The following is a 21,630-nucleotide window of genomic DNA, read 5'->3' on the forward strand; positions in this document are numbered from 1 at the left end:
ATATGAGCGTGTTGAAAGATGAGATTGCAAGAAAAGAGACTATTTATGAAACAAATAATTTCAAGATTGGTTTACAAAAGAAGCTATTACAAAGTGGAATTATCGCTTGGATACTTATCCTTACGATATGGAGTGTTGTAGCGAATTTTTCTGATCCGCAATTTTTGCCAAGTCCGATAGCAGTTTTGTATGGAGCAATTGAACTGAGTCAAAATGGTTCCTTATTTATATATATAGGAGTTAGTTTTTTAAGAGTAATAGCTGGATGGATTTTAGGGAATCTTGTAGCCATTCCGGTAGGATTATTAATTGGCCGAATCCCATGGTTAAGAGCGCTATTTGATCCAGTTATCAATTTTATTCGCTTTATTCCACCTCTTGCCTTTATAACATTATTTATGCTTTGGTTTGGTATTGGAGAGCAATCTAAAATTTTTCTCATTATGTATGCAACTTTCTTTATTGTGACGATTAACACAATTACCGGTGTGCAAGCTGTTGAAGAAGATAAAATTCGCTCAGCGAGAAGTATGGGAGCATCAGAATGGCAAATTATGTTCCATGTCATCATACCAGCAGCACTTCCTTATATTTATACGGGGGCAAAGCTTGCAATGGGATCCTCATTTATGGCCATTGTTGGAGCTGAAATGGTTGCAGCTAATGAAGGAATTGGTTATATGATTTGGAATGCAAGGTTATATTTCAAAACAGATTGGATTTTTGTCGGTCTTGTTATTCTTGGATTGATGGGCTTCTTGATGGATCGGATATTTAATAAATTCGGAAGTGTAGTTCTGAAAAGATATAATGTGGTGAAAAAATAAAAAAGAGCCATTTAGCTGACTAAAAAAGGTTAGATAAATGGCTCTTTTTTATGAAAAAAGTCGATGCGTTCTTACTTCTTATTATTTTTCTATCTTGGTTTCAATCCTCTTCACCAAATCAGCTGACACGTTATGAAAATACTCTAACACTATCTTTCTAATATCATCAGATATAACTTTCAAATCACCAGCTAAGTTTTCTGCAAGATGTTCTTTTTCTATCGGTTTTAACTTCGTATAAAATTCACCAGCCTGCGTAAAGTCATCTTGTTTCGTTATTGAAGTTCTTTCAAGTTCACCTTCAATGTATCTTCCGTCACCGCTCGTTATTTGATTAGCAGGTGTCCAATTTTGCTGTTGGTTAATCGTTAATTTCCGAAATTCGGGACCAATTCTTCTTCTTTGAGAATCACTATAAATGTTAGCTCGCCCTTGCAACATTTTATCATCTGATAATTCAGCACCGTCAAGTAAATTAGAAGGGGAGAAAGCGACTTTTTCTACTTGTTCCATATAATTTTCAGGGTTTTTATTTAATACCATTTTGCCGACTGGTATAAGAGGATACGCTTTTTCATCCCATATTTTTGTATCATCTAAAGGGTCGTAAGAAAGATGCGCTTCATCTTTCGGGTCCATGAGCTGGACATATAAACCATATTCCACTGGTTTACCGTTTGCAATTGCATCATATAAATCTTTGCCGCTATAATCAGGGTTTTCGGCAGCCAGTTTATTTGCTTCCTCGTTAGTAATGAATTGTACACCTTCAAATGGGTACCAATGATACTTTACATACTTTCGATTGCCTTCTGCATTTCTCCAAACATATGTATTTACACTATGTCCTGGGATGTGGCGAAGGCTTTTGGCCGTACCATTATCAGAGTACAAACGGACAACGAAATGTATGGATTCAGGTGCTCTAGCGACAAAGCTCCAAAATCTATTAGAGTCTAATAAGTTATTTTTAGGTGAAGGTGACAACGCTTGAATGGTTTCAGGGAAACGCATCGGATCGCGTACAGAAAAGACAGGAATGTGATTACATAATAGATCGAAAATACCTTCTTTAGTATAAAATTTTGTAGAAAAACCGCGTACATTTCTAGAAGTATCAGGTGTTCCTTTCGTGCTAACAGCTAATGAAAATCGCACCATAACGGGAACTTTCTCATTAGCATTTTGTAGGAAATTTAGTTTAGTATGTTCGGGCATTGGATAGATTGTTTGAAAATAACCGAACGCACCAAATCCTTTTACATGAACAGGTCTTTCTAAAATTTTTTCGTGAATAAATTGTTGTAACGCCTCGTGAAGCACACTATCTTGCTCTAGAACAGGTCCACGTGAACCAACTGTTTGAGAGTGAAGGATTGCTTGTTCATTACGTTCTCCATTTTCATTAAAGTCTTTCCCTAGTAAAGATTGCCTCTGTTTATCATAGTGTTCATTCATCAATATAGCCTCCAAATCTTTTTCGTCCATTGTTACTAAATATGATTTTATAGCCTTGATTATGTATAACACGCTAAGTTCAAACTAGTTACAGACCGCTAGATGAGAAAAACGCGTATGTAGTGGACCTGTTGAAATAGAAGAAATTATGGAAAAATGAATATCGGGAAGAACATTACTATTAAAATTTCAATCTTAAAAATGAATTTATACATGACTTTATAGAAAATGAACATAAATAAAACAGGGAAAATAACTAGGAGGAATGTAACATGTCGGATTGGTTTCAATTAGATAAAGAGTATATGATGTCAACGTACTGTCGTACAAAGCTTGCGATAGAAAGAGGAGCAGGGTGTAAACTGTATGATGTGGATGGTAAAGAGTATATAGACTTATTTTCTGGTGTCGGAGTAAATGTATTAGGATACAATCACCCGAAAATCGTACAAACAACAATGGATCAAGTTACGAAGTCGTTGCATTTACCGTTTCATTTTTTAAATCCAGTTGCGATTGAATATGCAAAGAAATTAGTTGATTGCTCTTTAAAAAACGGAAAGGTCTTTTTTACAAACTCAGGTACGGAAGCGACAGAAACGACGTTAAAATTAATTGATAAATATAGAGCTATTATGCATGAAGAACGTGAAGGAATTGTAGTGTTGAAGAATAGTTTCCACGGGCGTACGTTGGGGGCACTTCATTTTACAAGACAAGAAAGTGTATATCAAAATTTCCCGAAAACATCGATCCCAGTATATGAAGTTGAGCGCGAGAATATAGAGCAATTAGAAGAGACAATAATTCATGAAAATCCAATTGCAATTATGTTAGAACCTGTATTAGGAAGCGGGGGAATTTATCCATTATCGGGTGAATATTTACATGGTGTTCAAAATTTATGTGAGAAATATAATGTACTACTTATCGTTGATGAAGTTCAAAGTGGTATGGGGAGAACGGGAAAACTATTTGCTTATCAAAATTTCAATATTACACCACATATTATTCAAATTGGTAAAGGAGCAGGAGGCGGGATACCACTTGGCGGAATTATTGTAGGTGAAAAGTTATGTGATGTATTTGCGCCAGGAGATCACGGCACCACATTTGCTCATTCATCAATAGGAACGGCTTTAGGTTTAACTGTATTAAATACATTACTTGACGATGGTTTAATGCAAGAAGCATATGAAACGTCACTATATTTGAATGACAAACTGCAAGACATTCAGAAAGAAAATTCTTATTATATTCAGGAAGTGCGTCATGCGGGGATGATGTTTGGGATAAGTGTGAATGACACGAATGAAAATGTGAAGAAATTACAGATTGAGTTAATGAATAAAGGAATGTTGGTCGATGTAACACAAGGGAATATTATTCGATTACTTCCGCCGTATATTATTACGAAAGAGGAAATTGACGCATTCATTTATGAGTTTATTTCTTGTGTTCATAACATAGCTGCTACAGCAAGTATTTAAAAAAATATAAAAAAATATAAAAAGCTGAAGAAGTCTCTATTTTAGCGGCTTCTTCAGCTTTTTAAAATAGTAAATTACTTAACCTAGAGAGCATCTCATTGGACAAATAATTAATTATGTGAAACAATAATAACAGATAAGGAGACGTTAATTTTCCTTAAGTGCTTCGAATTAATTTTATTCAATAAGAGAAGGTGTGCTTAAAGAAGTTAAATTAAATAAGGAGCTGTTTTATTATATGCAACAAAATAATGATTTGAATTTTGAACCTCAAGACGTTAATATTGTCAATCCTAAACAAGCCAGGAAAGCAGTAGTTGCTACTGGTATAGGGAACGCAATGGAGTGGTTTGACTTCGGATTATACGCGTATTTAGCGGTAATTTTAAGTCAATTATTCTTCTCAGGTGTTGATAATAGTGGATTGCAACTTGTACTTACATTCGGTACATTTGCAGCGGCCTTCCTCGTTCGACCAATCGGAGGTGTATTCTTTGGTAGTATAGGAGATAAGTACGGCCGAAAAATCGTGTTAAGTACTACTATTATTTTAATGGCACTTTCTACATTATTCATCGCATTACTACCAACCTATGAACAAATTGGTGTATGGGCACCAATACTACTTTTAGTTGCCCGAATGATTCAAGGCTTCTCTACAGGCGGCGAATATTCAGGAGCAATGGTTTATATCGCAGAATCTTCTCCAGATAAAAAGCGTGGTATACTCGGTAGTGGTCTTGAAATTGGAACACTCTCAGGTTACATTGCTGCATCGGTAATTGTTACCATTTTGACGTTATTGTTAACAGATGAACAAATGCTCAGCTGGGGCTGGCGTATTCCTTTCTTAATAGCTGCACCAATTGGTTTGGTCGGTTTATACTTACGCCGTCATTTAGATGAATCTCCCATCTTTGAAGAGATGGAAAAAGCACAAGAGGAATCTGAAGACAATGAACAATTTTCATTTATGGATATTATGAAATACCACAAAAAAGACTTCTTATTAAGCACAGTAATTGTCGCCTTCTTTAATATTACAAATTATATGATTCTTTCGTATATTCCTTCTTATCTAACTCAAGTACTTAAAGTCGAAGAAACAACAGGCTTACTAATTATTTCTATTACGATGGCACTTATGATTCCACTAGCACTATATTTCGGTAAATTAAGTGATAAAATTGGTAATAAACGCGTCGTGCAAATTGGTTTACTTGGTTTAACTGTATTTGCAATTCCAGCATTTTTACTAATAGGTAACGGGCATATTGCAGCTATATTTGCAGGTATTTTCGTATTAGGTTTCTTCCTAAGTGTATATGAAGGAACATTACCTTCATTATTACCATCACTCTTTTTCACTGATGTACGTTATCGAGCACTTTCAATCTCATTTAATATTTCTGTATCGATATTTGGTGGTACAACACCACTTGTATGTTCATACTTAGTTCATGCAACCGGTAACCCGCTTGCACCGGCATTTTATTTAACAGGTGTAAGTATTATTGGATTAGTTGTATTTAGTGTACTATTCGTTACAACATCAGGACGTGCGCTAAAAGGTTCATATCCTACAGTAGAATCGAAAAAAGAAGCACACCAAATTGCTAAAGAAGATCCTGAAGAAACACTTTGGTGGCATGAAGAGTCATTAGAGATTGAAGCAGGGAAAAACGCCTCAATTTAAAAAGTAAGGTAGAAGTATAAAAAGACTCCTATGAAAATAGGAGTCTTTTTGTTGTATTATTTTTTCCTTTTCTTTAAATCCTTCTGATACATGTAAAGCTTATGAATTTCATCCTTAAATTCCTGCAAAAGTACGATGTTTTCCTCATTTGAATAACGCACTGTATTATAAGCATTACTAATAATATGACTCTGAATATTTACATCTTCTTCACTATTTATTCTATCTAACCATGCCTCAATAGTTTCTCCTCGATTTCTATTTAAAGGGGGAGTTAACTTACTTTCAAGCTTAAAAATCTCTTTTCGAATTTCGTTATGTGGCGGTTTGTTTCGTTTCAAACGTTTTTGGCTCATTCCTTCTTTATCAGTGATGATAGTAGATTCAAAGACAGGTATATTTGGTAAACTTAATTGTTTTCGTTTTTTTATTATTTTCCAAACGACATAAATAGCAATGAGTGTACAAACTAATATGGTAATGCTATTTATAAGAGTTGGATCAAAAGAACGTGGCTCCAAATCATCCTTAATTGTAGGGTCTTTTAGATTTCCTTTATTCGACCAAAAATCATCTGTTTCTTTTAACACGGCTGCTGAAAATAATGGATTGATAGCGTATCCGAACCCTAATGCAACTGCTTCTATGATAAATGAAAAAACAAGCCGAATGAAAGGAAACACTTGAATAAGTACTATACTCATTACACCAATCGTAATAATAGAAGCGAAACGTAATAACTGTTGATTACGATTTGCTCCAGTTAACCAAAATGTAATCATAATGTGTATAACTAATAGTAATAGTTTCCCGAGTGGTGGAAAAGGCGCATAAAATATAGCTGAAACACCAAACCAAACAATACCACCTAACGATTTTTGAACTGGGTATCCTGGTCCAACTACATGTACGATAAAGAAGAAAAGCGGTAACATAATTGTGCCAAATAGAGAGAACGGGAGAAAGATAGAACAACCGATTATTTGAGTCATTAACAGTATGACAAATCCAGTCGTTTTTTTCTTCGTGAATGTATGGATTAGAAATACACCAATATAGCTTAGTGCTAAAAATATAGCAATAGCAACAAGTTCGTCCCTTTCTGTTAATAACGAAAGGAGGAGCAGCAGAATAAAGTCATTAACGTGATAGAGCCAAGTTTTCAAGCTTTTCCACCATCCCTTCGTTATTTATGAGAAACGTAGGTTGCGATAGAAGAGAGAGGTCATTCTTCTGCAAGCCAATGTAAATCATTGTAGATGATCGTTCTCCTTTTCTATTTGTATAATGGAGAAATCCTTGTTTCGGAATTAGTGTGCTATCGTCTGAAATACGTGCCAATTCCTCTAAAGCTTTTGCGTAATGTGTTTGTCCTTCATTTAATGGTAAGTGCAGAGGGCCACCTTCAGCTAATACACTAATAAATAATTCAAACGGTATTTGATGCTTCGTAGCATATTGACAAATGTATGTTGCAAATGAAATAAGGTCTTCTATATTATCTTTCCAACCAAACCCGCGATCAGCAGCTAATGAAAGACAAATTGTCCAACTATAATTTTTAACAGGCTCATATTGCTTTGCTTGTAATTCCTGCATTTTGGCAGATGCTTTCCAATGAATGGAACGGAAAGACTCACGTTCGTACCGTTTCACACCGATAATAGATGTTTCATCATTGTAAAAAGAAAAATTCGTTCGATAAGCTCCATTTAAAAGTTGCTGAAGTTCTTGCAAATCTGCTACTTCTTTAGGTGATGGATACACAATAATTTCAGTTCTTAATTTATCAAATACAGGTAAATGTACAGATAATAAATGAAAAGGATCTTTCAAAACACATTCGAACTGTTCAATTTGAAACACGCCACGCTTCGTTGCAGTTAATGATAAATCCCATTTTTGCGCTGAATGAGCAGGTTGTGAAAATGGGAAAGAGAATAGTGTTTTTGATATTTGTTCAATTCCTTGATCTTTATTCGGTAGTAGGGACGGGTCTAAATGAAAATAACAAACACCGTTAACGAGTGGTATGTTTGCTCCATTTTTTAAATGAATAAAAAACTGTCCAGATTCATTAGGAAATAAACGAGTTGTTTGTTTCTCGTTTAGCACTTGAAACTGTTTCTCTATATATGCGACATATTTATAAATGAAAATCGCAAATAAATAGTAGAAGAAAAAGAAAAACATAATGATTCGTTGCGGCATAAAAAATGTAAATAGTATCGCGCCTGGAACAGATAGTTGAATAATATGAAGTTGAAAAAATAAAGGTACAGTTACAACGCGCTGTCCATTCATGTTTGCTCAATCTCCACTGGTACGTCAACCTCTTTTAAAATCTTTTGCATCATTTCATTTTTTGTCGTACGTAATGCGCCTTCCATTGATAAGATGATACGGTGATTCCAAACAGAAGGAACTAACAATTGTATATCTTCTGGTGTGCAATATTCTCTCCCGCGTAAAAAGGCTAGCGCTTGAACTGCACGTACTAAAGCAAGTGTGGCACGCGGACTTACACCGTTAGCGATATAATCATGATTTCTTGTAGCATGAGCAAGTTTAATAATGTAATGTTCTAACGGTTCTGATACGAAAATCTCTTTTACTCGTTTCTGTGCCTCTAAAATATCATCTAAAGTAATAACAGATGTGACACTTTCTAGTGGTGCATCGTTACGAAAACGTCGCATCATTTGTAGTTCATCTTCAGAATTCGGATAACCTATAGAAATTGTCATTAAAAAGCGATCAAGCTGTGCATCTGGAAGAGGGAACGTTCCTTGTGATTCAATTGGATTTTGCGTCGCAATAACAAAGAACGGTTTTGGAAGAGGAGTTGACTGCTTTTCAAGCGTCACTTGTCGTTCTTCCATCGCTTCTAATAAACTAGACTGTGTTCTCGGCATTGCACGGTTAATTTCATCTGCCAGTAGAATGTTTGCCACGACTGGTCCGAGTCTTAACTCGAATTCGCTCGTTTTCGGATTGAAATATTCAATACCTGTCACATCACTCGGAAGTACATCCGGTGTAAATTGAACGCGAGAAAAATTACCACCAATACTTTTTGAAAGTGTTTTCGCAAGTAACGTTTTCCCAGTACCAGGTACATCCTCAAGAAGTACATGACCGTCAGCAAGCAAGGAAACAATTAATAGATCGATAACATTTTCTTTACCTACAAAAACTGATCCTATATTTTCCTTCAATTTATTTATCATATATATCATTCCTTTCAAAATATAAACGGATATTTCTATATTTTAACAAATTATTCAGAAAATTTATATGATTTTTCAATTCAAAGAAATAAATATTCAATTATTAAATTATAATCTTGCATATTTTGGAATGTGAATATACAATATCGGTATACGATGTATCGCAAGTCGATATATCATGAAGCGATGTATCGGAGGTGGTTATAATGAATACGAAAGCGAGAAAATATATTCCGTTAACTGAGGCGACATATTACATATTGTTATCACTAGTGAAACCAATGCACGGTTATGGAATTATGCAAATGGTAGAAGAGATGACAAATGGAGAAGTAAAACTCGGTCCTGGAACTTTATACGGGAATACGACGAAGTTATTAAAAGAGAAATTAATTATTGAAGTTGCCTCAACAGATAGAAAGAAGTGCTATGAGTTAACGCCACTTGGTAAAGAAGTGTTAGAGCTAGAGTATAACAGGTTGCAGAGATCTGTAAGGAATGGGAATAGTATATTAGGGGAGTGAATGGAAGATGGAGACAAAAAGGGTATTCAAATTTTTTATGGCATGGAATTTAGAAAAAGAAGAAGCTTTTTTACGAAAGATGCATCAGCAAGGTTGGGCATTACAAAAATATAATTTAATGTATACGTTTCAGAAAACGGAGCCAAAAGATGTAATGTACAAAGCTGATTTTAGATTGGTTTATAGAGATTCGAAAGAACAACAACAAGAATATTTCGAAATATACGAAATGTCAGGTTGGAAACGCGTAACAAGTTTCACAAGATGGAATTATTTTTGTAAAGAAGTAGAAGAAGTAAATGAATTGCCTGATATTTACTCAGAAAAGGAGACGAGGATACAAAAACTAAATGAATTATTGTTATTCCTTGTTATTATATCAGCAAGTTTATTACCATCAATGTATAATCTGTTTTTTAAGCCCGATGGAATCAAGAGTGCCAATGTGGGCGAAAGTTATGACCGGTCTTACAGGTGGTATGTGGATGTACTTCTTTATAAGACTTTCTTGGAAAATCAAGAAATTAAAAAGTGAAATATTATAATAAAAAGTGGAGTTGAAAAGAAGTTGATTTTGTAAAGAGGTAATTAAATATGGGAATCAACTTCTTTTGTTTCTATATAATCGTATTTTTGCTCACTCTTTTTTATATAATAAAAATCTATATGAAGGCATAAAATTAACAATATCAAAGCCGCAATAATTTACCCTGAAAATAATAAATGAAGAAAAAAGATTCATATTGAGGATCAAAAAATAAAAGATGACTAAAAAGATGTGGGGTGTAACTTATAATAAGGAAGAAACACGTTTTTTATTAAAGTATAAAACGAAAAAATCCCTTATAGAAAAATCTATTTCTACAAGGGATAATCATGTTTTTATTAGAAAGACTGATTTTGAGCAGGTTTAATAAATTGTTCAGGATTTTCAACAAGCCCACATACAGCGCATTGGACTCTGTAAGTAGGTCCTTGATAGGCCATATGAAAAGCGTTCATCGTTTCATTTGTATATTCTTCTTCTACTTGACCAGTTTGTGGATTTAATTTGACTGGTTTTACTTGTTGCTCAAGAATATTAAAGCGAGTGCGGTTCGTTTTACAACTTGGACATAGCATTGGTTCCATATGTATACACCTCCATTTGTAGCATTTCTTAAACTCATTAATTTTATGCAAGCGAAAAAACTTTCTCAATATAAATAGGTGTTTAATGTATTTAAAATTCAGAAAAAATAAAATATAATAAGAGTACGAACTGGTTATGTCCAAACCAAATCTCCTGTTTTATGCCAATAAGCTGGGAGGCCGAGAAATCGGCCTCATTTTTTTGTGCTCGTTACTATAGGAAACAAGGTTTTTATGAGACTTTTGTCGAAATTTTAAGGATGGATATAAAGGGGGATGTAAAATGAATTTGAAAATGAAGTACATCATTTTATATGTAGAAAAGTTTGAGGAATGTTTAAAATTCTATAAAGATATTTTACAGTTACCTATAAAATCAGAGCACGGTACATATATTGAATTTAATACGGGATCTACAATATTAGCAATGAATACGCGGCAAGATGTGAAAGAATTAACAGGATTACCACTTACAGAAGGCGAGTTACAATCTTCTCATTTTGAATTAGGATTCGTTGTCAAAAATGTACAAGAAACGATTGAGCAACTTAGAGAACAAGGTATTACGGTTTTAGTTGAACCAATTGTAAAGCCGTGGGGCAAACCATTGCATATATTGCTGATCCAGATGGAAATTATATTGAAATTTGCAGTTCATTAGAATAGAAGGAGAAAAAGAGATGGGATTTCCGAAACTAGAAACAGAACGTTTACAATTAAGAGAACTAACACTGTTAGATGCAGAAACGATGTTCCATTATTTTTCAAAAGAATCTGTAATACGTTATTTCGGAATGGATTCTTTCGAAAATATTGAGCAAGCGAAAACAACGATTCAAACGTTTAAAAATCGTTATGAAGAGGGAAGTGTATTTCGCTGGGGAATAGAGAAAAAGGGGACGGGCCAATTAATCGGAACGTGCGGTTTTCATTTAATTAACCATCATCATAAGCGAGCTGAAATTGGTTATGAATTAGACGATACATATTGGGGACAAGGATACGCCTCGGAAGCGTTACAGGCGATTTTAGCTTACGGGTTTGAAACGTTGCAACTTATAAGAATTGCTGCTGTTGTATATGTAGAGAATAAAGCTTCTCAAAAATTATTAAGTAAAGCAGGATTTCAAGAAGAAGGATTACTTCGAAAACATATGATTCAAAATGGAGTTGCGCATGATACGATTTTATATTCTTTATTAAAAGAAGAGTGGAAGAAATAATGAGTACGAGTGAATTGATAAATGTTATGAAGAAGCATAAAGAAAATAGGTTCATTTTAGGTATAGATGGTTTAAGTCGTTCAGGAAAAACAACATTTGTTGCAAATTTAAAGGAAAATATGAAACAGGAAAGCATTCCGTTTCATATTTTTCATATTGATGATCATATAGTGGAGCGTAATAAACGCTATGATACCGGATTTGAAGAATGGTATGAGTATTATTATTTGCAATGGGATATTGAGTGGCTTCGGCAAAAGTTTTTTCAAAAGTTACAAAATGAAACGAGACTGAAATTACCGTTCTATAATGATGAGGTAGACTCATGTGAAATGAAGAAAGTACAGATTCCCATAGTAGGCGTAATTGTAATTGAAGGTGTTTTTCTACAGCGAAAAGAATGGAGAGATTTCTTTCATTATATGGTGTACTTGGATTGTCCAAGAGAGACAAGATTTCTACGCGAGAGTAAGAAAACACAGAAAAACCTTTCAAAGTTTGAGAATAGGTATTGGAAAGCAGAGGATTATTACTTAGAAACGGAATTGCCGAAGGATTGGGCGGATTTAATCATCAAATGATTTGAAAATAGAAGGTGGGCATAATGAATATTTTATGGGATTTTGATGGTACGTTATTTGATACGTATCCAGTTTATACAAAACTTCTTTCTGAAATATTAGGTGATACAGTAGATAAACAAGAAATATACAAAAACTTAAAAACATCCTATTCTCATGCAATTCAGTATTATAATATTTCATGCGAACAGGAAGAACAGATTAAAATTTTGAAGGGGAAAATCACTCCAAAAGATATGAAACCTTTTGGAGGTGTTGAAGAGATTTTGAAATATGCGGATAAAAATGTGATTATGACTCATAAACATAGGGCGGGGGTTATGGAAATTTTAGAATATTACGGCTGGGACAAATACTTCGTCGACATGGTTACAATTGACGATGGATTCCCCCGAAAACCGAATTCGTTAGCTTATGATCATCTGCATAAAAAGCATAATATTGATTTAGCTACTGGAGACAGGGAGTTAGATTTAATACCTGCAAAAGAGTTAGGTATTTCAACATGTGTGTTTCAAGGGAGTTGTGATGTAGCAGATTATTCTTTATCGCATTACTCGGAATTTTTTCAGGTAGTGATTGATAGAGAGTTTTTTTTAAAAATAAGTGATTATTAAAGACTGTATCTTTCCATTTGAAGATACAGTCTTAATTTTTTAGAGTATTGCATCTTTATTTTCTATACACTTCAATACGTTCGTTCTCCCATGTATTCAACAAGCTTTCTATATGTACCAATTGCCATGGATTAAAAAATGATTGTCCATTTTTATTAAAGAAATAGCCGCCGCCTAGATGAAAAGAGGCATGTAGTACTTTGTTCTTTTCATTTTTCCAAACAAGGATATCGCTAGGTTGTAAAGAATCGATAGAAGCTGATTTTAATCGATACTGTTTTATTTGTAAACCTTTTAGAAAGCTATTATCATGTACCCATTTCGTAATAATCCATTTTGCCTCAGATTTTTCACTACAAATACTCGCTAAAGTAGCTGCAAGACAATTTGCTCCGTTTACACTTGAAAAACTATTAAAATAGGGAGCGATATGGGGGAAACTATTTTCGAATTTTTTGATTTGCTCTTTACTTAATGAAGTTTGATAAACAAATTGTTTTGTTAATAAAAGTAAAAATTTATATTGAAACTCTTTATGTAAGTTATCCCATAGTGATTTTTGCATACTTATATAACGCTTCGAATCATATGTAAATGAATAAGGAGATACATGTTGTAATATGGCCGTTTTACTTGAAGGAGATGGTATATCCTCTAGTACACATTCAATCATATCCCATTCATAAATAGAGCCTCTATTAACTTCAAATTGAATTCGGAAAATACTTTCGCGTGTTTCTTTGTCCCATTGCATAATCAAACTAGGGTTTGCTACACAAACAAATTGAATGTCCTTATGAATATTCCATACTTGATAACTATTTCTGCTATTAATATTGTTAAAAATGGTATGGTTAGAAAATTCCTCTTTAGGCATTAGTAAAGTATTAGAAGTGAAATGTTTTACTACTGCTCCATACTTTTTAGGGAAAAAGAATAAATCATATTCAGGTAGAAATTGTTTAATCCATTTATTTAGTATATTTATTTCGATTTGTATACTATTCATTAAAAATCACCTCTAATCTATATTCTATACTAGTACTTTAAATGCCTTTCTAATATATAGAAAAAGCGATATTAATTATCATTGGATATGAAAATATAGGGAATATTATTCAGTATTTGTAAGTAGTCATGTTATTCTAATAATAGATTTCAATAAAGCGAGTGATTACATGAGTATTTTCATTTTAGAAGACGATGTCATACAAGCACAGCAAATGAAGCGGTTAGTTGAAGAGATTTGTGAGAAATATATGTTGCCTTTTGATTTTATTGAGGTGACTAGTAAAAGTGAAAATATTATTACTAATATTCCGAAGGCGAAGTATGTTCCAATCTATTTTTTAGATATAGAGATTAAAAGGGAAGAGCGTAAAGGGTTACAAGTAGCACAAGAGATACGAAAGTATGATACGCAAGGAATTATTGTGTTTGTAACGACGCATTCTGAATTTGCACCTATTTCATATCAATACATGGTATCAGCTTTAACTTTTATTGATAAAGGGTTGCCATACGAGGAGAGATATAAAGTTTTTGAACAATGTTTACTTCAATATGAAGCAAGAAATAAGCATATTATTCCGTCGGATGACTTTATCGTTGCAAATAGTAATGCCACTGTGCGGGTTCCTTTTCATGAAGTTGAATATGTTATGACTGATGAACCGCACCGGTTAGCATTAGTGACGTTAGATCGAATCGTTTATTTTTATGGAGCATTAAAGGAGATAGAAATAATAGATGAACGTTTATTTCGTTGCCATCAGTCATATATCGTGAATACGAAGCAAATGTCTTCTTACGATGCGAAACAAAAAATGATAGTTTTAAAAAGCGGGAAACGCATTCCAGTGTCACGGCGTTTAGTGAGTAAAGTACGTAACATGTTAAAGGGTGAGATGTAATGTATATTTATGATTTATTTGCAATACTGCTTACTAGTATGTGTCATGCGTTTTTATATATACAATTAATCCGATACAACAGATTGTCAGTTAGAATGTTAATAGCTTTAAGTACGGTATTCATTATTTTACTTGCTATTGTCGTAACAGTAACGAGATATCCAGAATTGAATAGTACGATTGTGTTATTTTTAATAAGTTTAGGATTAATGCAAAATGAATTGAAATTTAAGCATAATGTATATTTTGCACTGGTGAGTATGGTGATTATAACGTTAGTGAAAATGTTGCTATTAGATTTAGGGATGAAAATCTTTATGTTAACGCCATTCAATTTATATTTATGGACAGGTAGTATTATTCATCTTATCGTATCAATCCTTACTTTTATCGGTATTTTAGTAGCGCGAAAAAGAATTCAAAAAATCGCTCAATATATAGTAAGTAGTCCGTTATACTATGTAACTTATATATTATTAATGATCGGGTTTATTATTGAATTAATTTTAACTCAGCCGTCAACTGAGTTTTTAGCAAAAATAAATCAACAATACAGTGAAGTAAGTTATAATTCAGCGATTATTATTTTTTTATTATTACTAATCATCGTACTAATAAGCTCACATTTATCGAAAGAAAAGTTACGAGAAGAGCATGAAAAACGTTTAGATAAAGAGTTATTAGATTATGTGGAAAAATTAGAGGATATGCATGATGAGCTTGCTAGTTTTCGTCATGATTATATGAATGTATTACTATCGTTAGAAGAAGGAATACGTACAAAAAATGTGAAAGAAATTGAGCAAGTGTACTACGATGTTATTGCTCCCACATTAAAAACAATAAATGATCATGAACTTGATATCGCAAAATTATCTCGCATACAAATTCCTGAAGTAAGAAGCGTATTAAGAGCAAAAGTTAGCACTGCTCAGCAGCAACAAATAAAAGTAATGCTTGATATACCAGAGAACATTGAAAGTGTTTCGATGACGATTATTTCATTTATTCGTATCATTTCAGTTTTAGTAGATAATGCAATTGAGGAAGCAGTATGTAGTGAGGAAAAGATATTACAAATCGCATTCTTTGAAATGGATTCACGACAATATTTTATCGTGCGTAATAGTTCAAAGGGGGAAGCAATTGATTTACAAAAAATTTATGAGAAAAACCATTCAAGTAAAGAAGGTGCTAGAGGGTACGGGCTATTTTCGTTAAAACGAATCATAAATAAAACAAATAATGCGACGTTAGAAACAACTTATGTAAGTCCTTATTTCACACAAACATTTATATTAAATGAGATGAAATGACCATCTATGATGAAAAGGAAACCGAATAAGAAATAACTACATACTTTCTTCACTCAATTTTATACACTTCAAGTAAGAGGTGAAGCGAGATGAATGGTCTTATTTTTACAACAATGATTAGCTTTGGTTTACCGCTTATAGCACTTTTATATGCTTTTTGGAAGAAACGCTATATTCCATATATGTTAGGTATATTGGCTTTTGTTGTATCACAAATATTGATTCGCATACCAATGCTAAATTATTTAAATGGAACTAGCACAGATTTTCAAATGTTTTCTGTTATGCAGCCTATACTATTTGCAGTTTTGCTTAGTATATCAGCTGGAATTTTTGAAGAGATAGCTCGTTTTATCGCAATGCGTTATTTTATGAAGCAACGAGATTGGCAGTCTGGTTTTTTATTTGGAGCAGGGCATGGTGGTATTGAGGCGGTGTTGATAGTCGGTATCCCAGTAATATCCCTATTATTATCACAAACAGTCATTCAAAATGGTGACAGTTATTATCTCGGTGGTATTGAACGCATCTTTGCGATGGTATTGCATGTTGGGCTTTCTTTCATTGTATTGCAAGCTGTTGTCCAAAAGAAATTTCGTTATGTTGTATATGCAATTCTCATCCATGGGACTGTAAATGCATTAGCTGGCATTATATCGCTATATGTGCCAGGGAAAAGCGGGATTATTATGTCAGAAGTTTCAATAGCAATTTTTGCGTTACTCACTTTTAGTTATAGTTTCATTTTAAAAAGAAAGGGTGTATTAAAATGAGAAGAATGTTACTTATTATTATAAGTGCTATCGCGGCGTTCGCGCTCGCAGCATGTACCGGTAATAAAGTAGATGAAAGTACGTCAAAAAAGTTTATTCCAAAGGCGGAAGAAATTGTATCATTATTAAATGAGGCAAAGTATAAAGACGTGCGTGAAAAATTTGATAGTAAAATGAAAGCTGCATTGTCAGAAGAAAAGATGAAAGATCTTACACCTATAATAGAGAAAGCTGGTACATTTGAAAAAATTGAAAAACAATCGATTGAAGAAAAAGATGGCTTATATACTGTTATTCTTGTAGCAAAATATAGTAAAGAACAACGGACATTCATTATAACTTATAATGATAAAGAAGAAATAGCGGGTTTAGTTATTAAATAAAAAAGAGATACAGTGGAAGTTTCCGCTGTATCTCTTTTTTGTTTTAACTAAATTATGGTTATTTGTGCTAATATGAACTTATAGCTATATAGAAGGGGGGATTAGTATGAAAACTGAAATAGTTCCTAAAAAGAAGTACAGTATAATAAGCTACATATCTTTACTCATCGGCATTTTATGTTTTCTGTTCGTTTTTATTACACCGACAAGGATAGCGAATGCAGGTAATATAGTGGGAGATTATGTTACAGTTGCCCTAACAGTTGTAGGTATCATATTTTCTATCATTACAATGACGAAAAAAACAGAGAAGAAGGGGATTGCGATTCTTTCATTCATACTGTCCTCATCATTTTTTATATTTTGGATTATCGCAATTATCTTATTGTTTACTGGTCAAATTAGCTTTGCGCCGTAATGTACAATAAAAAGAGTCCTTCTCGTATGAAGGACTCTTTTTATTCGGTATCTTCAGGGCGATATTCTAAAATATCTCCTGGTTGGCATTCTAATGCTTTACATATTGCTTCTAAAGTTGAAAAACGGACTGCTTTTGCTTTTCCATTTTTCAAGATCGAAAGGTTAGCCATTGTAATTCCAACCTTCTCCGAAAGCTCTGTTACACTCATTTTTCTTTTCGCTAACATTACATCAATATTAATAATAATTGCCATATTATTCACCTCAGACCGTTAAATCATTTTCTGATTTTATATCTATCGCATCTTTTAATAGTCTTTGGAGTACGGCAGCAAAGACCGCGATTACCATTGAAGCAAAAATTATAATCATTCCAATAACAATAATACCAGGGGCGTCATCTCTCTCTGCCACAAGATAGAAAAGTGGCATACCTAATACATATAATACACTAATGGCTAGTGCGCTGTACTTAATATTTTTTAAAGCTTTAACAGACAACTCTGAGAATGCGTTGTTTTTATCAATATAGTTTAAAAGCTTAAATGTTTGGTACAGTGCGAAGTAATAAGGTATTGCTGTCGCGTATAAATTGATAAATACAAGATATTTAATATATGCCATTTCGGGATATAATTCAGCAGCGAAATTCCCTATTTTAGGGACTAAAAAAATGCACATAGCAAGAACAGGGATACCCATTAGAATCACAGCTGTCTTTAAGAAAAGTGTTGATCCTTGTTTCATAAAAAGCACCTCATTTATTTAATATCTTATTAATTTACCATGAAATTTATTGTTTAACAATAAATTTTTATTTATTTTAATTGGGGATTTGTTGTTAAACAAGTTAATGATGGGAAATCTTTTTTATAAGATAGATGAACTATACCGACATGTAATGAATGAGAAAGTTACTATTGTTAGCTTTAGAAAAATTGGGAACTAATAAAACATATGTAGGCAGTCAGAATTTTGTATGTAATGAATGTGAAACTAATGGAGGCGCAATCATGTTTGTATTGGGTTTAAAGATGAAGAAGTTACTGTTAGTAGGAACGATAACACTAAGTATGTTATGTACTGAAAGTATGATGGATGATCATACGGTGGAAGCGAAAGTGAAAAAAGTAGAACGCCAACCGAAAAATGTAATCATAATGGTTATGGACGGAACAAGTTCTTCAGCAACCACATTAGCTCGCTTGTATAAAGGGAAACCACTTGCATTAGATGAAATTGTAACAGGAGGAGTTCGTACATATTCGGCGGAATCAGCTATAACAGACTCAGCTCCAGCAGCTACAGCATTAGCGACGGGGAATAAATCGAATTCAGGATATGTAGGGGTATTACCTACTATTGTGAGTTCACCTGGCTTAAAACCAATAAAAGAAGAGGACAAATTACGTCCAGTTGCCAATGTTTTAGAAGGTGCGAAACGTACTGGTCGCGCAACTGGAATTGTTGCCACAGCTGAAATTCAGCATGCTACTCCTGCTGGATTCTCCGCTCATCATGTGAATCGTAACAATTTTGAAGTGCTCGCGGAGCAACAAGTATATCAAAATATAGATGTCGTATTAGGCGGGGGAAAAGCAGCACTTCTACCTGAGACAGATAGTGGGATTCGAAAAGATGGTGAAGATTTAGTAAAAGTGATTCAAAATAAAGGCTACGACTTTATTGAAACGAAAGAGGCATTATTGAAATCTAAATCTAATAAAATTTGGGGCTCATTCTCACATATTGCCTTAGCATTTGATATGGATCGTGAAGCAATAAATCCGGAGCAACCAACACTTTCGCAAATGACGGAAAAAGCCATTCAAACGTTATCAAAAGATAAAGATGGGTTCTTTTTATTTGTGGAAGGAAGTAAGCCAGACTGGGCAGCACATGTGAATGATCCAATTGGGATGATTAGTGATGTGTTAGCATTTGATCATGCAGTTGCAGAAGCATTAAGATTTGCAAAAAAAGATGGTAATACGATGCTAATCGCCGTAGCGGACCATGGTAATAGCGGTATTTCTATTGGCAATATGAATACGACAAAAGGTTATAATACTACGCCGGTCTCTGCATATATTGATCCATTGAAAAAAGCGAAAATGACACTTGAAGGGACTATCAATAATTTGAAATCTGATCTATCCAATGTAGAAGAGGTAGCTAAATTATACGGGTTGGACAATTTAACTTATGATGAAAAAGAAAGGTTAAAAGTGGTTAAAAAGAAAATAGACGTAGGTCCAATTTTCACTACATTATTGGCTAACCGTGCGAACATAGGCTTTACAACAGGAGGTCATACTGGTGAGGATGTATTTTTATATTCATACGGCCCTCAAAAGCCAGTTGGTTTGATTCAAAACACGGACGTTGCAAAGACAATAGCGAAAGCGATGGGCTTTAATTTAGAAGAAGTAACAAACAAATTATTTGTAGAGAGTGAATTAGCCTTTAAGCAGAATGGTGCAACTGTAACAATAGATAAAACTGATGTAGCGAACCCTGTACTCATAGTAAAACATAATAATGTAACAGCTCAATTATTTGTTAACAAAAATATAATTCGTATTAAGAATAAAGATTATGAACTAGGAAGTGTTGTTGTAGAAAGTAATGGAAAGGTTTACGTACCAGAAGAAGCAATTCATCTATTTAGAAAACATTCTCGTTAAAAGATTGCCAACCACTTACCTTAATTAGGAGGAGTGGTTGGCAATTTTTTGTTTATTAAACGTAAGCAATTTGTAAGGAGTGAGTAAGAAAAAAGAGAATTTTATAGTATATAATAATATTTATTACATCTACTTTTAACACCTGATACTAATAGTATGCTATAATATGAATTAGCAACAAAAAGGAAAGGAATTAGTAAAATGACATTAGAAAATACTAAAAATTTAAAAAAACAAGTTGCTCCATATGAAAAATCAACAATTAAAAAAAGTGTGTGGCAACTTATTAACACAGTCGTGCCATTTGTTGTTTTATGGTATCTCGCTTATAAAAGTTTGTCTGTTTCTTATCTGTTAGCATTAGTTCCATCTTTGTTAGCTGCTGGTTTTATGACGCGAATTTTCATAATTTTTCATGATTGTACCCATTATTCATTCTTTAAAAGTCGACGTGCAAATAGAATAGTAGGTACATGTATGGGTGTGTTAACGTTATTCCCATTTGATCAATGGGGGCATGAGCATGCGATTCATCACGCTACAAGTGGTAATTTAGATAAGCGAGGTACAGGAGATATTTGGACGCTTACAGTCGATGAATATGTAGCTGCACCATTTAGACTTCGTTTAGCATATCGTTTATATCGCAATCCATTCGTTATGTTTGGATTAGGTCCGATTTATGTTTTCTTGCTTAAAAATAGATTTAACCGAAAAGGTGCAAGACAGAAAGAACGTATGAATACGTATTTGACGAATATTATTATCGTTGCTGTAGTAGCTATACTTTGCTGGGCAATAGGATGGCAATCGTTTCTATTAGTACATGGTACGATATTCTTAATTGCAGGTTCAGTAGGGATTTGGCTGTTTTACGTACAGCACACTTTTGAGGATTCTTATTTTGAAGAGGATAAAGATTGGGAATATGTAAAAGCGGCAGTAGAAGGAAGTTCATTTTATAAACTTCCAAAAATCTTGCAATTCTTAACTGGTAATATTGGATTTCATCATGTTCACCATTTAAGTCCAAGAGTACCTAATTATAAGCTAGAAGAGGCACACAATAATACGCTTCTGTTAAAAAATGTACCAACAATTACACTTGCTACAAGCTTACAATCACTACGTTTCCGTCTTTGGGATGAGAAAAGTAACAATTTTGTTAGCTTTAAAGAAGTCAAAAATATAATTAAAAATAATGTTTCTGTCCGGGTGAAATCGGAATTATAATTTCATCGGCTATAAAACTCCCCTTAATCATTTTCGATTTAAGGGGAGTTTTTGTTATATATAACGGATATTGAGGACGTGGAATACTCATATGTAGGTATAAATTCAAGGATATGATAATAATATTA

General features: G+C 33.5%; 22 protein-coding genes and 2 pseudogenes. 16 read left to right on the forward strand and 8 right to left on the reverse strand.

Annotated elements, in window-relative coordinates:
* Positions 1–2: 2 nt before the first annotated feature.
* Positions 3–827 (forward strand): ABC transporter permease, encoded by an 825-nt coding sequence (locus QCI47_RS13095; protein WP_000114664.1) that lies wholly within the window; start codon positions 3–5, stop codon positions 825–827.
* An 81-nt stretch (positions 828–908) separates the two neighbouring features.
* Here the strand turns inward: QCI47_RS13095 and QCI47_RS13100 are convergent, their stop codons facing one another.
* On the reverse strand, positions 909–2,285 hold the full coding sequence (locus tag QCI47_RS13100) for a catalase (RefSeq protein WP_309423184.1): 1,377 nt from the start codon (positions 2,283–2,285) through the stop codon (positions 909–911).
* Between the two features lie 272 nt (positions 2,286–2,557).
* Between QCI47_RS13100 and QCI47_RS13105 the strand changes: the two genes are divergently transcribed.
* Both QCI47_RS13105 and QCI47_RS13110 read left to right on the forward strand, forming a co-directional pair.
* On the forward strand, positions 2,558–3,775 hold the full coding sequence (locus tag QCI47_RS13105) for an aspartate aminotransferase family protein (RefSeq protein ID WP_001286490.1): 1,218 nt from the start codon (positions 2,558–2,560) through the stop codon (positions 3,773–3,775).
* A gap of 238 nt (positions 3,776–4,013) precedes the next feature.
* A complete protein-coding gene (locus tag QCI47_RS13110; RefSeq protein ID WP_309423182.1) occupies positions 4,014–5,471 on the forward strand; it encodes an MFS transporter in 1,458 nt (485 codons plus the stop codon).
* Between the two features lie 56 nt (positions 5,472–5,527).
* Here QCI47_RS13110 and QCI47_RS13115 read toward each other — a convergent pair whose 3' ends face one another.
* Genes QCI47_RS13115 through QCI47_RS13125 form a run of 3 tightly spaced genes read right to left on the reverse strand, consistent with a single transcriptional unit; the run spans position 5,528 to position 8,701 of the window.
* Positions 5,528–6,637 (reverse strand): DUF4018 domain-containing protein, encoded by a 1,110-nt coding sequence (locus tag QCI47_RS13115; protein WP_353811816.1) that lies wholly within the window; start codon positions 6,635–6,637, stop codon positions 5,528–5,530.
* Positions 6,612–7,775, reverse strand: coding sequence for a DUF58 domain-containing protein (locus QCI47_RS13120; RefSeq protein ID WP_074543281.1), 1,164 nt, complete (start codon positions 7,773–7,775; stop codon positions 6,612–6,614). Before QCI47_RS13120 ends, QCI47_RS13115 begins: the two co-directional genes overlap by 26 nt.
* Positions 7,772–8,701 carry an AAA family ATPase gene (locus QCI47_RS13125; protein WP_048557995.1) on the reverse strand — a complete coding sequence of 310 codons (930 nt, stop codon included), beginning with the start codon at positions 8,699–8,701 and terminating at the stop codon, positions 7,772–7,774. The genes QCI47_RS13120 and QCI47_RS13125 overlap by 4 nt, the downstream gene beginning before the upstream one ends.
* A 206-nt stretch (positions 8,702–8,907) precedes the next feature.
* Between QCI47_RS13125 and QCI47_RS13130 the strand changes: the two genes are divergently transcribed.
* On the forward strand, positions 8,908–9,225 hold the full coding sequence (locus QCI47_RS13130; protein WP_001092638.1) for a PadR family transcriptional regulator: 318 nt from the start codon (positions 8,908–8,910) through the stop codon (positions 9,223–9,225).
* Between the two features lie 7 nt (positions 9,226–9,232).
* Positions 9,233–9,770, forward strand: a pseudogene (locus tag QCI47_RS13135) (DUF2812 domain-containing protein).
* 340 nt (positions 9,771–10,110) lie between these two features.
* Here QCI47_RS13135 and QCI47_RS13140 read toward each other — a convergent pair.
* Entirely contained in the window at positions 10,111–10,356 is a 246-nt protein-coding gene (locus tag QCI47_RS13140) for a hypothetical protein (RefSeq protein WP_000433609.1), read from the reverse strand.
* Positions 10,357–10,639: 283 nt separating this feature from the next.
* Here QCI47_RS13140 and QCI47_RS13145 point away from each other — a divergent pair.
* The 4 genes and pseudogenes from QCI47_RS13145 to QCI47_RS13160 all read left to right on the forward strand — a co-directional run bounded on the left by QCI47_RS13145 (position 10,640) and on the right by QCI47_RS13160 (position 12,777).
* Positions 10,640–11,022 (forward strand): annotated as a pseudogene (locus QCI47_RS13145) (VOC family protein).
* Positions 11,023–11,036: 14 nt separating this feature from the next.
* The gene (locus QCI47_RS13150) at positions 11,037–11,579 is read left to right on the forward strand and encodes a GNAT family N-acetyltransferase (RefSeq protein ID WP_000506659.1); all 543 of its coding nucleotides are present in this window, start codon (positions 11,037–11,039) and stop codon (positions 11,577–11,579) included.
* Positions 11,579–12,160 (forward strand): kinase, encoded by a 582-nt coding sequence (locus QCI47_RS13155; RefSeq protein WP_000107741.1) that lies wholly within the window; start codon positions 11,579–11,581, stop codon positions 12,158–12,160. Before QCI47_RS13150 ends, QCI47_RS13155 begins: the two co-directional genes overlap by 1 nt.
* 23 nt (positions 12,161–12,183) lie before the next feature.
* Positions 12,184–12,777 (forward strand): HAD-IA family hydrolase, encoded by a 594-nt coding sequence (locus tag QCI47_RS13160; protein WP_048557992.1) that lies wholly within the window; start codon positions 12,184–12,186, stop codon positions 12,775–12,777.
* Between the two features lie 55 nt (positions 12,778–12,832).
* Here the strand turns inward: QCI47_RS13160 and QCI47_RS13165 are convergent, their stop codons facing one another.
* Complete coding sequence (locus tag QCI47_RS13165; protein WP_001084811.1) at positions 12,833–13,786, reverse strand: hypothetical protein; 954 nt, start codon at positions 13,784–13,786, stop codon at positions 12,833–12,835.
* Positions 13,787–13,955: 169 nt separating this feature from the next.
* Here QCI47_RS13165 and QCI47_RS13170 point away from each other — a divergent pair, with 169 nt between their 5' ends.
* The 5 genes from QCI47_RS13170 to QCI47_RS13190 all read left to right on the forward strand — a co-directional run bounded on the left by QCI47_RS13170 (position 13,956) and on the right by QCI47_RS13190 (position 17,580).
* A complete protein-coding gene (locus QCI47_RS13170) occupies positions 13,956–14,690 on the forward strand; it encodes a response regulator transcription factor (protein WP_000021630.1) in 735 nt (244 codons plus the stop codon).
* Positions 14,690–16,006: a GHKL domain-containing protein gene (locus QCI47_RS13175; protein WP_076867647.1), complete on the forward strand. Its 1,317-nt coding sequence runs from the start codon at positions 14,690–14,692 to the stop codon at positions 16,004–16,006. The genes QCI47_RS13170 and QCI47_RS13175 overlap by 1 nt, the downstream gene beginning before the upstream one ends.
* A gap of 89 nt (positions 16,007–16,095) precedes the next feature.
* Positions 16,096–16,779 carry a YhfC family intramembrane metalloprotease gene (locus QCI47_RS13180; protein WP_001013700.1) on the forward strand — a complete coding sequence of 228 codons (684 nt, stop codon included), beginning with the start codon at positions 16,096–16,098 and terminating at the stop codon, positions 16,777–16,779.
* A complete protein-coding gene (locus QCI47_RS13185; protein ID WP_001253792.1) occupies positions 16,776–17,162 on the forward strand; it encodes a DUF3887 domain-containing protein in 387 nt (128 codons plus the stop codon). The genes QCI47_RS13180 and QCI47_RS13185 overlap by 4 nt, the downstream gene beginning before the upstream one ends.
* 106 nt (positions 17,163–17,268) lie before the next feature.
* The gene (locus tag QCI47_RS13190; RefSeq protein WP_000845552.1) at positions 17,269–17,580 is read left to right on the forward strand and encodes a hypothetical protein; all 312 of its coding nucleotides are present in this window, start codon (positions 17,269–17,271) and stop codon (positions 17,578–17,580) included.
* A 40-nt stretch (positions 17,581–17,620) separates the two neighbouring features.
* Here the strand turns inward: QCI47_RS13190 and QCI47_RS13195 are convergent, their stop codons facing one another.
* Together QCI47_RS13195 and QCI47_RS13200 are read right to left on the reverse strand one after the other, a co-directional pair.
* Entirely contained in the window at positions 17,621–17,836 is a 216-nt protein-coding gene (locus QCI47_RS13195) for a helix-turn-helix domain-containing protein (protein WP_000974625.1), read from the reverse strand.
* A gap of 10 nt (positions 17,837–17,846) precedes the next feature.
* Entirely contained in the window at positions 17,847–18,329 is a 483-nt protein-coding gene (locus QCI47_RS13200) for a DUF2975 domain-containing protein (protein WP_076874392.1), read from the reverse strand.
* 266 nt (positions 18,330–18,595) lie between these two features.
* Between QCI47_RS13200 and QCI47_RS13205 the strand changes: the two genes are divergently transcribed.
* Positions 18,596–20,269, forward strand: coding sequence for an alkaline phosphatase (locus QCI47_RS13205; RefSeq protein ID WP_309423179.1), 1,674 nt, complete (start codon positions 18,596–18,598; stop codon positions 20,267–20,269).
* Positions 20,270–20,470: 201 nt separating this feature from the next.
* On the forward strand, positions 20,471–21,502 hold the full coding sequence (gene desA / locus QCI47_RS13210; RefSeq protein ID WP_061130956.1) for a Delta(5) desaturase DesA: 1,032 nt from the start codon (positions 20,471–20,473) through the stop codon (positions 21,500–21,502).
* The last annotated feature ends 128 nt before the right edge of the window (positions 21,503–21,630 follow it).

This window comes from Bacillus cereus group sp. RP29, from assembly GCF_040459765.1.
Lineage (GTDB): Bacteria > Bacillota > Bacilli > Bacillales > Bacillaceae_G > Bacillus_A > Bacillus_A paranthracis.

Coding starts and splice junctions, on each gene's coding strand:
- QCI47_RS13185 (WP_001253792.1), top strand. CDS start 16,776: ATGAGAAGAATGTTACTTATTATTATAAGTGCTATCGCGGCGTTCGCG.
- QCI47_RS13100 (WP_309423184.1), bottom strand. CDS start 2,285: ATGAATGAACACTATGATAAACAGAGGCAATCTTTACTAGGGAAAGAC.
- QCI47_RS13190 (WP_000845552.1), top strand. CDS start 17,269: ATGAAAACTGAAATAGTTCCTAAAAAGAAGTACAGTATAATAAGCTAC.
- QCI47_RS13125 (WP_048557995.1), bottom strand. CDS start 8,701: ATGATAAATAAATTGAAGGAAAATATAGGATCAGTTTTTGTAGGTAAA.
- QCI47_RS13095 (WP_000114664.1), top strand. CDS start 3: ATGAGCGTGTTGAAAGATGAGATTGCAAGAAAAGAGACTATTTATGAA.
- QCI47_RS13200 (WP_076874392.1), bottom strand. CDS start 18,329: ATGAAACAAGGATCAACACTTTTCTTAAAGACAGCTGTGATTCTAATG.
- QCI47_RS13160 (WP_048557992.1), top strand. CDS start 12,184: ATGAATATTTTATGGGATTTTGATGGTACGTTATTTGATACGTATCCA.
- QCI47_RS13155 (WP_000107741.1), top strand. CDS start 11,579: ATGAGTACGAGTGAATTGATAAATGTTATGAAGAAGCATAAAGAAAAT.
- QCI47_RS13175 (WP_076867647.1), top strand. CDS start 14,690: ATGTATATTTATGATTTATTTGCAATACTGCTTACTAGTATGTGTCAT.
- QCI47_RS13150 (WP_000506659.1), top strand. CDS start 11,037: ATGGGATTTCCGAAACTAGAAACAGAACGTTTACAATTAAGAGAACTA.
- QCI47_RS13105 (WP_001286490.1), top strand. CDS start 2,558: ATGTCGGATTGGTTTCAATTAGATAAAGAGTATATGATGTCAACGTAC.
- QCI47_RS13140 (WP_000433609.1), bottom strand. CDS start 10,356: ATGGAACCAATGCTATGTCCAAGTTGTAAAACGAACCGCACTCGCTTT.
- desA (WP_061130956.1), top strand. CDS start 20,471: ATGACATTAGAAAATACTAAAAATTTAAAAAAACAAGTTGCTCCATAT.
- QCI47_RS13180 (WP_001013700.1), top strand. CDS start 16,096: ATGAATGGTCTTATTTTTACAACAATGATTAGCTTTGGTTTACCGCTT.
- QCI47_RS13170 (WP_000021630.1), top strand. CDS start 13,956: ATGAGTATTTTCATTTTAGAAGACGATGTCATACAAGCACAGCAAATG.
- QCI47_RS13205 (WP_309423179.1), top strand. CDS start 18,596: ATGTTTGTATTGGGTTTAAAGATGAAGAAGTTACTGTTAGTAGGAACG.
- QCI47_RS13130 (WP_001092638.1), top strand. CDS start 8,908: ATGAATACGAAAGCGAGAAAATATATTCCGTTAACTGAGGCGACATAT.
- QCI47_RS13165 (WP_001084811.1), bottom strand. CDS start 13,786: ATGAATAGTATACAAATCGAAATAAATATACTAAATAAATGGATTAAA.
- QCI47_RS13195 (WP_000974625.1), bottom strand. CDS start 17,836: ATGGCAATTATTATTAATATTGATGTAATGTTAGCGAAAAGAAAAATG.
- QCI47_RS13110 (WP_309423182.1), top strand. CDS start 4,014: ATGCAACAAAATAATGATTTGAATTTTGAACCTCAAGACGTTAATATT.
- QCI47_RS13120 (WP_074543281.1), bottom strand. CDS start 7,775: ATGAATGGACAGCGCGTTGTAACTGTACCTTTATTTTTTCAACTTCAT.